This window comes from Mycolicibacter acidiphilus (genome assembly GCF_018455725.1).
Lineage (GTDB): Bacteria > Actinomycetota > Actinomycetes > Mycobacteriales > Mycobacteriaceae > Mycobacterium > Mycobacterium acidiphilum.
This window is the reverse complement of sequence record NZ_JAHCLR010000077.1, coordinates 1-14,498: the sequence shown is the minus strand read 5'-3', so window position 1 is coordinate 14,498 and position 14,498 is coordinate 1. Positions and strand designations below refer to the sequence as shown.

Genomic DNA, 14,498 nt, shown 5'->3' with positions numbered 1-14,498 from the left:
AGCAATACCAGTCTCAACGTCGCGCAGAGGCGGGCAGGGAGGGCACCCCCGCCCTGCGGTGACGGATGGGGCCGGCGGAGCGGGTGTTGCCGCTGGGATGGGTGCTGCGGCCGGGACGGCTGCGGCCGGACCAATTACGACGAGCGTGCAGAGTTCACCGGTGCGACCTGCGGAAATGCCGGTGGGTTGTGCACGCTCGCGGCAAGAAGGCTCAGCCGAGCGAGGCCAGGGCGCGGACCAGCTGGTCGACCTCGGCCATCGTCGAGTAGTGGCTCAGCCCGACGGTGACCGCGCCGCCGATGTCGTTGACGCCGATCACGTCCAGCACCCGCGACCCGGTGTTGGCGATCGCCAGCACCCCGTTGTCGGCCAGCCGCTGCACCACCCGGTCGGCGGGCACCTTGTGTACCGCGAAGCTGACCACCGGGATCCGGGCCTCCGGCTGCCCGATCAGCATCACCAGCGGCAGCGACCGCAACGAGCTGAGCAGGTACTCGAACAGCCGGTTGAGGTACTGCGCCGCGGACTGCATCGACACCACCAGCCGCTCGCGCCGGCTGCCGCGGGCGGACTCGTCCAGCGACGCCAGGTACTCGACGCTGGCAACCACCCCGGCCAGCAGCCCGAACTGGTGATGCCCGACCTCCAGGCGTGCCGGCCCGACGGCCCGCGAATCCAGCGACACCGAACCGAACGTGTCGATCAGCGCCGGGTCGCGGAACACCAGTGCCCCGACCGGCGGCCCACCCCAGGCTGCGGCGTTCACCGCGACCACGTCGGCGTCGATCTCGTTGATGTCGAACAGCTGATACGGCGCCGCGGCGGAGTGGTCGACGACGGCCAGCCCACCGGCGTTGTGGATCAGCTTGGTCACCGGCCGCAGGTCGGTGACGGAGCCCAGGATGTTCGACGCGGAGGTGATCGCCACCAGCCGGGTCGCCGGGGTGATCAGCGTCTCCCACTGCCAGCTGGGCAGCTCGCCGGTCTCGATGTCGACCTCGGCCCACTTGATCTTGGCGCCGTAGCGGTTGGCGGCGCGCACCCACGGCGCGACGTTCGCCTCGTCGTCCAGCCGGGTGACCACCGCCTCGTAACCCAGGCTCACCCGCGACGACGCGACCTCGGCCAGCGACGTCAGCAGCACCGCACGGTCCGGCCCCAGCACCACCCCGCGCGGATCGGCGCCGAGCAGGTCGGCGATCGCCTGACGGGCCGTGCTCAGCACCGTCGCGCTGCGCCGCGCGGCCGGGTGCGGACCCACCGCCGTCGACAGTGACCCGCGGAACGCCGTCGACACCGTCGTCGCCACCGAATCCGGGATCAACATGCCCGAGGGCGCGTCGAAGTGCACCCAGCCGTCACCGAGCGTCGGGTGCAGTCCGCGCACCCGGGCGACGTCGTAGGCCATGCCAGCCACCTCAAAACTTCTCAAGATCAGGCGATCGCTGAAGGGATCGGTTACCGGATAGCTCCCCGCCTGCGCTTAGCCGCGTCACCTCGCAGCGATACTAGTGCAGTGCTTCACAGCTCCGGAATGCTCGTCGCGATTTTGCTGCTGATCGTGCCCGGCACCCTCGTCGCCCGCTGCGCCCGGCTGACCTGGCCGCTGGCGGTGACCGTCGGACCGGTCCTGACCTACGGTTCCGTAGGTTTGGGGATCGTGCCGCTGGGGGCGCTGGGCGTCCCCTGGAACGCGTGGACGGCGCTGGCCACGTTGCTGGTCGCCGCCGCACTGGTCGGCGGTGCGGCCGCCGGCCTGCGGGCGCTGTTCAACCGCCGGATCCTCGTCCACGTCGCCGCCCCGGTCACCGCCGTCGGGCCGATGGTCGCCGTCGGAGCCGGGGTGCTGCTCGGGATGGTGCTGATCGGCTGGGCGGCGGTGGTCGGCATCCCGCACTGGCAGTCGGTGCCGAGCACCTGGGACGCCGTCTGGCACGCCAACACGGTGCGGTTCATCCTCGACACCGGCCAGGCGTCGCCGACGCACGCCGGGGAACTGCGCAACGTCGAGACCCACGCGGCGCTGTACTACCCGACGGCGTTCCACGCGCTGACCGCGCTGCTGTGCCAGCTGACCGGCGCGGCGCCGACCACGGCCTGCACGCTGAGCGCGCTGGCCGCCGCGATCTGGCTGTTCCCCGTCGGCGCGGCGCTGCTCACCTGGCAGCTGCTGGCGCGGGTGACGCCGATGTGGCGGACCGCGGCGGCAGCCGGCACGGCGGGGGCGCTGGCGGCGTCGTTCACCGCGCTGCCCTACGTGGAGTTCGGCACCGCGGCGATGCCGAACCTGGTGGCGTACGGGCTGGTGGTGCCGGCGTTCGCCCTGGTGACGGCCGTGCGCACGCTGCGTGACCGGATCCCGGTGGCGGTGTTGGGGCTGCTCGGGGTGTTCTCGGTGCACCTGACCGGCGGCGTGATCGTGGTGCTGATGCTGCTCGCGTGGTGGCTCGGCGACGCGCTGCGGCACCCGCTGCGCGGGAAGCGGCGCGACGCGCTGGCGCTGGCCGGGGTCGCCGTGCCGGCCGGGCTGCTGCTGGCGCCGCAACTGCTGAGCGTGCGCCGGCAGGCGGAGATCATCGCCGGGCACTCCTTCCTCACCCATGAGGGCCGCAAGTCCGGCCTGCGCGACGCGCTGCTGCTGCACACCCGCCACCTCAACGACTTCCCGATCCAGTACACGCTGGTCGGGCTGACCGCGATCGGCGCGGTGGTGCTGCTGGTCAAAAAGGTGTGGTGGCCGCTGGCGCTGTGGGCGGTGCTGGTGGTGGCGGTGGTGCAGTCGTCGGCGCCGACAGGCGGGGCGGTCGCCGCGGTGCTGGGCCGGTTCACCGCGCTGTTCTACAGCGACCCGCGGCGGATCATGGCGGCGATGACGGTGCTGCTGGTACCGATGGCCGGCATCGCGCTGGCGACGCTGGTGGGCCTGGCGGTGCGCCGGCTGCCCGGGAAGCCGGCGCTGCGCGGCGGGGTGGCCGCGGTGGTTTTGGCCGTCGCGACGGCGGGTCTGGGCTGGCACTACCTGCCCCGGCACGAGTTCCTGCTCGGCGACAAGTACGACCAGGTGATGGTCGACGACCTCGACCTGCAGGCGTATGCCTACCTGGCGGCGCTGCCCGGCGCGCGCGACAGCGTGATCGGCAACGCCAACGTCGACGGCAGCGCCTGGATGTACGCCGTCGCCGGCCTGCACCCGCTGTGGACGCACTACGACTACCCGCAGCAGCAGGGCCCCGGCCCGCAGCGCTTCATCTTCTGGGCGTACGCCGACGACGCCGACACCGATCCGCGGGTGGCGCAGGCCGTGCACGCCCTGAACATCCGCTACGTGCTGATATCCAGCCCGATAGTGCGCGGGTTCACCCTGCCCGACGGACTACTGTCACTGGATGCGTCGCGGTCGTGGGCGAAAATCTACGACAACGGCGGGGCCAGAATCTACGAGTGGCGTGGACAGGGCTAGGGAGGCGAACGGCTTGAGCAGCTACGACGACGGCGACGACGGCGTCGAGGTCATCGGCGGCGACCAGGCCGATCCCACCGACCTGGACGCCGTCGACGCCGAGAAGTCGCTGACCGACCTGATCGAGCAGCCGGCCAAGGTGATGCGGATCGGCACCATGATCAAGCAGCTGCTGGAGGAGGTGCGCTCGGCCCCGCTGGATGACGCCGGCCGGGTGCGGCTGCGGGAGATCCACGCCGCCTCCATCCGGGAGCTAGAGGACGGCCTGGCGCCGGAGCTGCGCGAGGAACTGGACCGGCTGACGCTGCCGCTGCGTGAGGACGCCACCCCGTCGGACGCCGAACTGCGGATCGCGCAGGCGCAGCTGGTCGGCTGGCTGGAGGGGCTGTTCCACGGCATCCAGACCGCGCTGTTCGCCCAGCAGATGGCGGCGCGCGCCCAGCTGGAGCAGATGCGGCACGGCGGAGCGCTGCCGCCCGGCCCGCACCTGCCCTCCGACAGCGGCCAGTACCTGTAGCCGTGACCACGCCCGAGCCGCACCGCGAGATCCGCATCGAGACCAAGGATGCGTGGGTCGAGTTCCCGATCTTCGACGCCAAGTCGCGATCGTTGAAGAAGGCCTTCCTGGGCAAGGCCGGCGGGGCGATCGGGCGCAACAACTCCAACGTCGTCGTGGTGGAGGCGCTGCGGGAGATCACCATGAGCTTGCAGCTCGGTGACCGGGTGGGTCTGGTCGGGCACAACGGCGCCGGGAAATCGACTCTGCTGCGGCTGCTTTCGGGCATCTACGAACCGACCCGCGGGTCGGCGAGCGTGGTGGGCCGGGTGGCGCCGGTCTTCGACCTGGGCGTGGGCATGGACCCGGAGATCTCCGGCTACGAGAACATCATCATCCGCGGCCTGTTCCTCGGGCAGACCCGCAAGCAGATGGCCGCCAAGGTCGACGAGATCGCCGAATTCACCGAGCTGGGCGACTATCTGGCGATGCCGCTGCGCACCTACTCCACCGGGATGCGGGTGCGGCTGGCGATGGGTGTGGTCACCAGCATCGACCCGGAGATCCTGCTGCTCGACGAGGGGATCGGCGCAGTGGACGCCGAATTCCTGAAGAAGGCGCAGACCCGGCTGCAGAAACTGGTGGAGCGGTCCGGAATCCTGGTGTTCGCCAGCCATTCCAACGAGTTCCTGGCCCGGCTGTGCAAGACCGCGATGTGGATCGATCACGGCACGGTGCGCATGGAAGGCGGCATCGAGGACGTGGTGCGCGCCTACGAGGGCGAGGACGCCGCCCGGCACGTGCGCGAGGTGCTCGCCGAAAACGACGGGGACACACCGTGACTGACGTCTACGCGATCGTCGTGACGCACCGGCGCGTCGCGCAGTTGGCCGAGTCGCTGAGCGCGCTGGTCACCCAGACCCGCGCACCGGATCACCTGATCGTCGTCGACAACGACAACGATCGTGCGGTGCGTGAACTGGTTGCCGCACAGCCGGTCCCGTCGACCTACCTCGGGTCGCATCGAAACCTCGGCGGCGCAGGCGGTTTCGCGCTGGGCATGCTGCACGCCCTGGCCGCCGGCGCGGATTGGCTGTGGCTGGCCGACGACGACGGCCGGCCGGCCGATGACGGCGTGCTGAGCCGGCTGCTGGCCTGCGCGCAGAAACACGACCTGGCCGAGGTGTCGCCGATGGTCTGCAACATCGACGACCCGGCGCTGCTGGCGTTTCCGCTGCGGCGCGGGCTGGTGTGGCGGCGCGAGGTCAGCGAACTGCGCAGCGGCGCAGCCGGCGAGGACCTGCTGCCCGGCATCGCGTCGCTGTTCAACGGGGCGCTGTTCACCGCGGCGGCGGTGGAGGCCGTCGGTGTGCCGGACCTGCGGCTGTTCGTCCGCGGCGACGAGGTGGAGTTGCACCGGCGGCTGGCACGCTCCGGGCTGGCATTCGGCACCTGCCTGACCGCGGCGTACCTGCACCCGTGCGGGTCGGCGGAGTTCAAGCCGATCCTGGCCGGGCGGATGCACACCCAGTACCCCGACGACGAGACCAAGCGGTACTTCACCTACCGCAACCGCGGTTACCTGATGGCCCAGCCGGGGATGCGCAAGCTGCTGCTGCAGGAGTGGCTGCGGTTCGGCTGGTTCTTCCTGGTGTCGCGGCGCGACCCGGCCGGCTTCCGCGAGTGGATCCGGCTGCGGCGGCTGGGGCGGCGGGAACGGTTCGGCAAACCCGGGGAGCGGCAATGAGTTGGGAGCGCCGATGAGTTTCACCGACAGCGCGGTCGAGTCCAAGACGTTCCGGCGGGCCTGGGCGGACCTGGCCGACGGCTACCGGCGTCACGAACTGTGGCTGCACCTGGGCTGGCAGGACATCCGGCAGCGCTACCGGCGCAGCGTGCTCGGCCCGTTCTGGATCACGATCGGCACCGCGACCACCGCGGTGGCGATGGGCGGGCTGTACTCCAAGCTCTTCCACCTCGACCTGGCGGTGCACCTGCCGTACGTGACGCTCGGGCTGATCGTGTGGAACCTGCTGAACGCGGCGATCCTGGAGGGCGCCGACGTGTTCGTCGCCAACGAGGGGCTGATCAAACAGTTGCCGACACCGCTGAGCGTGCACGTCTACCGGCTGGTGTGGCGGCAGATGATCCTGTTCGCGCACAACATCGTCATCTATGTGCCGATCGCGCTGATCTTCCCGAAACCCTGGTCGTGGGCGGATCTTTCGGTACTGCCGGCGCTGGCGCTGATCGCGGCGAACTGCGTGTGGGTGTCGCTGTGCTTCGGCATTCTGAGCACCCGCTACCGCGACATCGCGCCGCTGCTGTTCTCCGTGGTGCAACTGCTGTTCCTGATGACGCCGATCATCTGGAACTACGAGACGCTGCGCCAGCAGGGCGCGACCCGGTGGATGAACGTCGTCGAACTCAACCCGCTGATGCACTACCTGGAGATCGTGCGGGCGCCACTGCTCGGGGCGCACCAGTCGCTGCGGCACTGGGCGGTGGTGCTGGCGCTGACCGTGCTCGGCTGGGCGGTGGCCGCGGCGGTGCTGCGACAGTTCCGGGCACGCGTCGCCTACTGGGTGTAGGGGGCTTCATGTCGACGGGGATGGCGCTGCTGGTGGGCTGGGGACTGCCGTTTCTGCTGACGATCGCCATGATCCCGCGGGGGCGTCGGCTCGCCCGCCAGATCAAGGACTCCCCCAACATGGGTCCGGGACCGAAGATGTTCCTGGCGGTCATCCTGGGCTTCCCGGTGCTGCTGATCCTGTTCGTCTGGCTTCAGGCGCTGTGGTACCTGCCGCAGATCCTCCGGTATCTATAGGCGGCCCGGACCGTAAACTTCGCGGGTGACCGAGTCCGCCCCCACCCACGCGCACCTGCACCTGTCGACGCAGATGTGGCGGTTCCTGGTGACAGGTGTGCTCTCGGCGGTGGTGGACTTCGGGCTGTACCTGCTGCTGTATCTGGCGGCGGGGGTGAACGTCGACCTGGCCAAGGCGTGCAGTTTCATCGCCGGCACCGTGACGGCGTACCTGATCAACCGGCGGTGGACGTTCCAGTCGTCGGCGTCGACGGCGAAGTTCGCGGCGGTGATGACGCTGTACGCGCTGACGTTCGGGGTGCAGGTGGGGATCAACCACCTGTGCCTGGGGTGGCTGGGTTACGCCAAGTGGGCGCTGCTGGTGGCGTTCGTGGCCGCGCAGGGCACCGCAACCATCATCAACTTCGTCGTGCAGCGGACGGTGATCTTCCGGGTGCGGTAGGAATCGACTCCTACCCCGGTAGCATTTCGGTATGAAACTCAGCATCAGCCTGTCCGACGAGGACGTCGCTGCGCTGGACGAGTACGCCGAGCGCGCCGGCTTGCAGTCCCGGTCGGCGGCCGTGCGGCATGCAATCCACGCCCTGCGGCACCCCGGCCTCGAAGACGACTACGACAGGGCCTGGTCGGACTGGTCAAGCGGCGGTGACGCCGAGATCTGGGACCAGGCAGCCTCCGACGGGATCGCCGATGCGCCGCGGTGACATCTGGCAGGTCGACTTCGATCCCGTCCGGGGAAGCGAGGCGAACAAGCACCGCCCGGCCATCGTCGTCAGCAACGACCGCGCCAATGCCGCAGCAACCCGACTCGGCCGGGGTGTGGTGACCGTCGTCCCGCTGACCAGCAACGTCGCGAGCGTTTACCCGTTTCAGGTGCTGCTGCCGGCCGTGACGACCGGCCTGACCGTCGACTCGAAGGCGCAGGCCGAACAGGTTCGCTCGGTTGCGGTCGAACGCTTACGACGGCGGATCGGCCGGGTGCCGCCCGTCGAACTCGGGCAACTCGACGACGCGCTGCGCCTGCACCTGGAGTTATGAGCAGGCGAGGTCGCGCCGAATAGGCACGGCCCCGCACGCCTGGGACGTGCGGGGCCGCATTTGTGACTCCCCCGGGATTGGTACTACGGCGTCGGGCTGACCGGCAGGTCCGCACCCTTGGTGCCGGTGAGATCGACACCGTCAGACGACACGCCGTTGCTGTTGATGATCTCCATGTTTCCGCCGTTGCCGCCGGTGATGCCGGCGCCGGTACCGCTGCCGCCGTCGCCGCCACTGACCTGCGAGTCGGTGAACGATCCAGGGTCGTCACCACCACGCGCACCGATGTGGACGTAGCCGCCGTAGCCGCCCTGCCCGCCGTCGATCCCGTCGCCGCCGGTCCCGCCGACCACGGTCAGGTCGGTCGCTTTGGCGTCGGTGCCCAGCGCGCTGAACTGGCTGGGCAGCGGGACGACCGGGTCGCCGACGCTGCCGCCGGTGCCGCCGTTGATGCCGTTGCCGCCACTGCCGCCGGTGGACGAACCGCTGGCCTCGGCACCCTGACCGGTGGCCTGGATGCTGCCGTTGCCGGCGTTGCCGCCGGTCGAGTTCGCCCCGATGGCGTCGCCACCGTTGCCGCCCTGGGTGGTGCCGTGCGCGTAGCCGCCGGTACCGAACGGACCGAAGTTGCGTCCCGCGCTGATGTCGCCGTTGCGCGCATTGCCGCCGTGGCTGTTCTCCCCGGTGGCGTTGCCGCCGTGCCCGCCGGTCGACTGGCCTTCGGCCTTGGCGCCGTTCAGCGCCAGGATCTGGCCGCCGCCGCCCTTGCCGCCGGCCCCGCCGTCGGCACCGTTGCCGCCGGCGCCGCCCTGCGCGACGGAACCGTTGCCGCCGGCCTGACCGCCGGTGGCGGCGTTGATGTTGCCCAGGCCGCCGTTGCCACCGGAGCTGCCGGTCCCGGTCGCGTCACCGCCGACGCCGCCGAACGCGCTGCCGGTCGCGACGGCGTCGGTGCCGTCGGTGACCGGGGTGCTGCCGTCCTCGGCGACACCGGCCGTGACCGTCGCGCCGCCGCCGACACCACCGGCGCCGCCGTCGGTGCCGTTGCCACCGGCCGCGGCCTTGGCGATCGCGTCGTGCACGGTGCCGCCGTTGTCGGCGGTGATGGTGGCTGCGCCGCCGGTTCCGCCGGTGCCGCCGTTGGCATCACCGGCCCCGGCGTTGCCGCCGGTTGCGACGCTGTTGGCGACGGTGCTGTCGGTGCCGGATGCGGTGATGTCGGCGGTGCCGCCGGTCGCGCTGTCGGAGCCGTTGCCGCCGGTCGCGGTGCTGGTCGTGATGACGCCGCCGTCGCGGCCGGTGACCGCCCCGTAGCCGCCGCTGGCACCGGTGTCGCCGTCGCCGACGCCGCCGTTGCCGCCGGTGGCGGTGCCGTCGACGTTGCTGCCGCTGTACGCGCTGAGCAGACCGGCGCCGCCCTCACCGCCGGTGCCGGCGTTGCCGGCGGCACCGCCGTCGCCGCCGATCGCGTGACCGGCCGCCGTGCCGCCGTCACCGAGCAGCTGGGCCGCCCCACCCTGGCCGCCGATGCTGCCGACGCCGTCAGCCGCGCCGCCGTCGCCGCCGAGCGCGGTGCCGTCGGTCTCGCCCTGGTTGAGGGCGATCACCAGGCCGTCACCGGCAGTGCCGCCGCGAGCGCCGTCGGTGGCGTCGCCGCCGTTGCCGCCGGTCGCCGTGCCGGCGGCGTCACCGTCGCTGCCGCTCTGGAGGTAGCCGGAACCGCCGGCCCCGCCGATGCTGCCCTCGCCGGTGCCCGACCCGCCGTCGCCGCCGATGCCGGTGCCGTCGACGCTGCCGGGCGTGCCGGTGTAGCCGGACAGCACCAGGCCGGTGCCGGCGGTCCCGCCGCCGCCACCGTCGACGCCGTCGCCGCCGGTGCCGCCGTGCGCGACGCCGGTGGCGGTCGACCCGGCACCCCAGGCGCCGACGCCGGCGAGCCCGCCCTTGCCGCCGCTGCCGGCGTTGCCGAAGCCGCCGTTGCCGCCGGTGGCGCTCGCATCGGTGGTGTCGCCGCCGTCGCGGCTGAGGATCGCCCCGTAGCCGGCGTTGCCGCCGGTGCCGCCGTCGGCGCCGTCGCCGCCGGTGCCGCCGAACGCATCGGAGTTGGCGATGCTGCCGGCGCCGTTGGCCTGCACCAGGGCATCGCCGCCACCACCGCCGTTGCCGGTGCCGATCGCGTTGCCGCCGTTGCCGGCCAGGGCGTCCCCGCCGGCCTTGCTGCCGGCGCCGTCCGCCCAGGTGAAGGCGTTGCCGCCGGATCCGCCGTGACCGCCGGCGTCGGTGGTGGTGCCGGCACCGCCCTGGCCGCCGTCGCCGCCGGTGGCGCTGCCGGTGACCGTCCCACCGTTCAGTTCCTGGGTGGCGGCGCTACCACCGCCGCCACCGCCGCCGCCGCCGAGGCCGGCCTCAGTCGCGGTGCCGGTGCCGCCGGTGCCGCCTGCACCGCCGTGCCCGGCCACCCCGCTGCCGACGACGCCACCGGCGCCGCCCACACCGCCGGTGCCGCCGTTGCCCGCGAGAGCGCCGTCGGCGCCGAGTCCGCCGGTGCCGCCGGTGCCGCCGGTCCCGCCGGTGAGGGCCCGGCCGCTAGCGATGTCGAGGATCTTGCCGACACCGCCGGTGCCGCCGGTGCCGCCCTGACCGCCGACGCCGCCGCCGTGCCCGCCGATACCGTGACCACCGAGGCCACCGTCACCGCCGGTGCCACCGGCACCCGCCGATGCGGTCGCGGTGGCCGCCCCGCCGGCACCGCCCTGACCGCCGGCACCGCCGGTACCGCCGAGACCGTTGTCGCCGAGGCCGCCCTTCAGACCCATCAGACCGCCGCTGCCGCCGTGGCCGGCCAGGCCCGCGGCGCCGCCGTCACCGCCGTCACCACCGTCGGCCGCCGCGCTGCCGCCGGCGATGCCCGCGCCACCGAGGCCACCGGCCCCGCCGGTGCCACCCTGGCCGCCGTCGCCGCCGAGACCGCCGCTGCCGAACAGGAACCCGGCGTTGCCGCCGTGGCCGCCGAGGCCGCCGACGCTGCCGTCCCCGCCGTTGCCGCCGACCGTGGCCACGGTGGCGGCGGTGGCGGCTTGACCTGCGGCGCCGGCCAGACCGGTCAGGCCGGCGCCGCCGACGCCGCCGTTGCCGCCGAAGCCGAACAGGGCGGTGGCCGCACCGCCGTTGCCGCCGAATCCGCCGTGATAGACCGCGTCGGCCGCATCGGTGTGGTCGGTGGTGAACACCCCGGACCCACCGATGCCACCGGTGCCACCGGTGCCAGCCAGCCAGCCGCCCGCACCGCCGTTGCCGCCGATACCGGCGCCCTGGGTGAGCACACCGGTGGCGTCGAAGACCGCCGCGGTGCCGGTGCCGCCGACGCCGCCGTTGCCGAACATGCCGGCCGCGCCGCCGTCACCGCCGAGGATGCCGTTGCCGCCGTCGCCGAAGAGCCAGCCGCCGGCGAACCCGTCGTGGTGGGCGGCGGTGCCGTCCAGTCCGTTGCCGATCCAGTCCCGGCCGGTGAGCATCATCGAGAGCTCATTGGTCGGGTCCAGCCACCAGGCGTTGGTGGGGTCGGCGATGAAGTCCTGCATGTCGACCCAGGCCGGCAGGTACATGTCGGCCTGGTAGATCAGCGGCAGGTCGGCGTTGATGACAGCGAAGAAGTCCGGTGCGGCGAACGCGGTCTCGAACATGCCCCACAGGTCGGTGAACAGCGCCTCATTCGAGCCGCCGAGCGTGTCGAAGGTGCTGCTACCGATGAAGCCGAAGGCGTCCAGGTCGCCCAGGAAGTCGGCGATGACGTCGGCCTGGGCCGGTGGCGCGGTGAGCACCGGGGCCATCCCGAACGCGAGGAAGGCGCCGACCGTGGTGCCGGCACTGAGCGCGCGGGTGCTGCGCTGACGCGGTTTGGGGCGGCTGCGACGACGATCGGACATGCGGTTCCTCCTGAGGCGACCTGTAAGAACGACCTGACGTTCTCAAGTTCCGCATACGTTAACAACGTTTCGTGTTTAGTCAACTTATGTCTTGATTACTGGACTTGATTGCTAGATTTCAGGCCAGCGGACGGACATCCCACCCCGTGTCGGCACGTTCCATCCGCCACATCAACCACTTCGGTAACGAGAGTCGGGCATGTGGATGCGCCAGAAATTGATATCGCGGGCGCTAGCACCGGACTCAGGCGTCACTGGGGATGACGCGGCTCCGCACCCAGTTGGGTGCGGAGGCCCTCATTTCTCCTTAGCCGGGCATCTGGTGGATTGCGCGAGGAGATTCTTCGGTGCGCATCAGCAGACTCGGCTGTCACCAGGGTGCAGGGTGTGTCGCTGTGCCCGCCTGCGCGCGACATCGGCGGTCTGGCGGGACCCGCACTTCACGGTCTTCGCAGTTCAATCCAAGGCTGTGGCCCCGTTCGTCTGCCCAGCGCACGAAGGCGGAGACGTTCACGCCGGCGGGTCAGCGAGCGTCGGGGCGCTGAAACGGCAAGTGGGCCGGTCCCCATCACGCGAGTGACGGAAACCGGCCCACTGCTGCTACTGACTACGCCGGGTTGTTGGCTCCGTCGGCGCCGATAGCCGGCGACGAGTGGTTCTGGCCGTCGAAGACAGGCGAACTGCCGTTGAAGATGTCGCCTTCGGCGGGTCCACCCGGGCCGCCGCCGCTGGACGCGGTCAGGCCACCGGAGGCGTTGCCGCCGCTGCCGCCCTGAGCCATACTGCCGACAGGGACGGTGCCACCCGGACCGGCACCGATGTTGCCGTCTGCACCGTTCCCGCCGTGGCTTCCGGTGTTGGTTCCGCTGCCGCCGTTGCCGCCGGTGGCGGTTCCGTTGGCGTTTGCAGCCGTGGTGTCGGTGCCGATCTGGTATGCGTCGACCCGTCCGTAGGCGCCGTTGCCGCCGGATCCGCCGTCGAGGCCGGCGCCGCCCTGACCACCGTGTGAGGTGCCGTTGACGGTGGCGTTCTCACCGCCGGCGTTGACGGAGGCGCCGCCGCCATGACCACCGTGGCCGCCACCGGTCGCTTCGCCACCGACGCCGCCGGTCGCGTTGCCCTGCACGGTTCCACCGGCACCGCCGGCGGCACCGAAGAAGGTGGTGGTCTTGGCCGCGGTCACATCGGCGTTGCCGCCTGTCCCGCCGACACTGCCCGCGTCGGTTGCGGTGCCGCCCGCACCGCCGGTCGCGGTGCTGTCGGTGACGGTGCCGCCGGCCGCGTTTTGGCCGGCGATCATGATCGCGTGCCCACCGGCCCCACCGGCGCCACCGTCGGTGCCCGCGGCACCAGCACCGCCCTCGACGGTCCCGCCGGTGACGGTGCCGCCCTGGTTGGCAGCCAGTTGCGCGTAGCCGCCGTTGCCGCCGGTGGCGCCGTTGGTGCCGCCGGCCCCGCCCTCGCCGCCGGTGGCGGTGCTGGTGGTGATGCTGTCGCCGGTGTTGGCACTGACGGTGGCTTGACCGCCGCCACCGCCGTTGCCGCCGGCGGAGGTGGCGTCGCCGTCACCGCCGGCTCCACCCTCCCCGCCGGTGGCGGTGCTGTGGGTGATCGTGTTGGGGGGCCCGTAGTTGGTGAAGGTGGTGCTGCCGCCGGCGCCACCGGCCCCACCGTCGTGGCCGGCACCGGCGCCGCCGGCCCCGCCGGCCCCACCGTCGCCGGCGTGGGAGATGTTGTCGCTGCCAATCCACATCTGCGCGTTGCCACCGTCGCCGCCGATACCGCCGAGGGCGCCGCCGGTGCCACCGTTGCCGCCGACCCCGCCGTTGCCGCCGATGGCGCTGCTGCCGGAGGTGTTGAGGGAAGCATCCTGGTAGCCGTAGCCGCCGTTACCGCCGTGGCCGTTGCCGACGCCGGTGCCACTGTTGCCGCCGGCGCCGCCGACCGCGGTGCCATCGGTGGTGGTGGTCCCGTACTGGCCGATCACGAAGCCCGTTCCACCGTTGCCGCCCTGGCCGCCGTCGAAGCCCGCACCACCGGCACCGCCGGTGCCCGTGCCGTCAAGGGCAGACCCACCGCTGGGTGCCCCGCCAGTGCCGCCACCGACGATGCCCGCGCCGCCGGCACCACCATGACCACCGGTGCTGCCGGCGCCACCGAGCCCGCCGGTCGCAGTGCCGGTGGCAACAGCGGTGGTGTTGCCGTATCCGGTGGAAGAAACGACGTAGGCGTTGCCGCCGTCGCCGCCGGTGCTGCCGACACCGGTGCCGGAGTTGCCATCGCCGCCGGTAGCGGTGCCGCTGGCGGAGCCCTCGGTGCCGACCGCTCCCCCGAAGCCGCCCCACACGGTGCCCCGCCCGCCGGCGCCACCGGCGCCACCGTCACTACCGGCACCACCATTGCCGCCGACCGCCGCGCCGCTCGCGGTGCTGGCCGAACCGCCGCTGGCCTCGACCAGGGCCGCGCCGCCGGCACCGCCGGTGCCGGAGCCGTTGGCGCCGGTGCTGCCGGCGCCACCGTTGCCGCCGGTGGCGTTGGCCGCGGCGGTGGTGGTGCCGACGACGCCGCCGTCCTGGGCGCTGATGGTGGCGGAGCCGGCGTTGCCGCCGGTGCCGCCGTGGGCGTCGCCGACTCCGGCGGTGCCGCCGGCCGCGTGGCCGTCGGTGATCGTGCTGCCGGTGCCGGTGGCGTTGACCGTTGCCGAGCCGCCGGTCGCGGTTGCGTCGCCGGCGGTGCCGGTCGCGGAGCTGC

Annotated in this window: 11 protein-coding genes and 1 pseudogene; 9 read left to right on the top strand and 3 right to left on the bottom strand. The window is 72.3% G+C overall.

All coding sequences use genetic code 11. The annotated features are described in order from the left end of the window. Positions 1–211 precede the first annotated feature (211 nt). Positions 212–1,408: a cysteine desulfurase-like protein gene (locus tag KIH27_RS21025; protein WP_214094910.1), complete on the bottom strand. Its 1,197-nt coding sequence runs from the start codon at positions 1,406–1,408 to the stop codon at positions 212–214. A 126-nt stretch (positions 1,409–1,534) separates the two neighbouring features. On the opposite strand from KIH27_RS21025, the gene KIH27_RS21020 reads away from it, so the two are divergent. From KIH27_RS21020 to KIH27_RS20980, 9 genes are all read left to right on the top strand, one after another. Continuing rightward, positions 1,535–3,460 (top strand): DUF6541 family protein, encoded by a 1,926-nt coding sequence (locus tag KIH27_RS21020; protein ID WP_214094909.1) that lies wholly within the window; start codon positions 1,535–1,537, stop codon positions 3,458–3,460. Further along, positions 3,387–3,977, top strand: coding sequence for a bacterial proteasome activator family protein (locus KIH27_RS21015; protein ID WP_214094908.1), 591 nt, complete (start codon positions 3,387–3,389; stop codon positions 3,975–3,977). Before KIH27_RS21020 ends, KIH27_RS21015 begins: the two co-directional genes overlap by 74 nt. Positions 3,978–3,979: 2 nt before the next feature. Next, positions 3,980–4,798 carry a galactan export ABC transporter ATP-binding subunit Wzt/RfbE gene (gene wzt, locus KIH27_RS21010; protein ID WP_307856967.1) on the top strand — a complete coding sequence of 273 codons (819 nt, stop codon included), beginning with the start codon at positions 3,980–3,982 and terminating at the stop codon, positions 4,796–4,798. After that, entirely contained in the window at positions 4,795–5,703 is a 909-nt protein-coding gene (gene glfT1 / locus KIH27_RS21005) for a galactofuranosyltransferase GlfT1 (protein WP_214094907.1), read from the top strand. The genes wzt and glfT1 overlap by 4 nt, the downstream gene beginning before the upstream one ends. Positions 5,704–5,716: 13 nt before the next feature. Continuing rightward, on the top strand, positions 5,717–6,547 hold the full coding sequence (gene wzm, locus KIH27_RS21000) for a galactan export ABC transporter permease subunit Wzm/RfbD (RefSeq protein ID WP_214094906.1): 831 nt from the start codon (positions 5,717–5,719) through the stop codon (positions 6,545–6,547). A gap of 8 nt (positions 6,548–6,555) precedes the next feature. Beyond that, the gene (locus KIH27_RS20995) at positions 6,556–6,783 is read left to right on the top strand and encodes a hypothetical protein (protein WP_214094905.1); all 228 of its coding nucleotides are present in this window, start codon (positions 6,556–6,558) and stop codon (positions 6,781–6,783) included. A gap of 73 nt (positions 6,784–6,856) precedes the next feature. Beyond that, the gene (locus tag KIH27_RS20990) at positions 6,857–7,225 is read left to right on the top strand and encodes a GtrA family protein (protein WP_214094911.1); all 369 of its coding nucleotides are present in this window, start codon (positions 6,857–6,859) and stop codon (positions 7,223–7,225) included. Positions 7,226–7,256: 31 nt separating this feature from the next. Then, on the top strand, positions 7,257–7,487 hold the full coding sequence (locus tag KIH27_RS20985; protein ID WP_214094904.1) for a ribbon-helix-helix domain-containing protein: 231 nt from the start codon (positions 7,257–7,259) through the stop codon (positions 7,485–7,487). After that, complete coding sequence (locus KIH27_RS20980) at positions 7,474–7,821, top strand: type II toxin-antitoxin system PemK/MazF family toxin (protein ID WP_214094903.1); 348 nt, start codon at positions 7,474–7,476, stop codon at positions 7,819–7,821. The genes KIH27_RS20985 and KIH27_RS20980 overlap by 14 nt, the downstream gene beginning before the upstream one ends. An 83-nt stretch (positions 7,822–7,904) precedes the next feature. On the opposite strand, the gene KIH27_RS23100 is transcribed toward KIH27_RS20980, so the two are convergent. Both KIH27_RS23100 and KIH27_RS20970 read right to left on the bottom strand, forming a co-directional pair. After that, positions 7,905–11,747, bottom strand: coding sequence for a beta strand repeat-containing protein (locus tag KIH27_RS23100; protein WP_214094913.1), 3,843 nt, complete (start codon positions 11,745–11,747; stop codon positions 7,905–7,907). A 607-nt stretch (positions 11,748–12,354) separates the two neighbouring features. Continuing rightward, positions 12,355–14,498 (bottom strand): annotated as a pseudogene (locus tag KIH27_RS20970) (PE family protein); the annotation flags it as partial.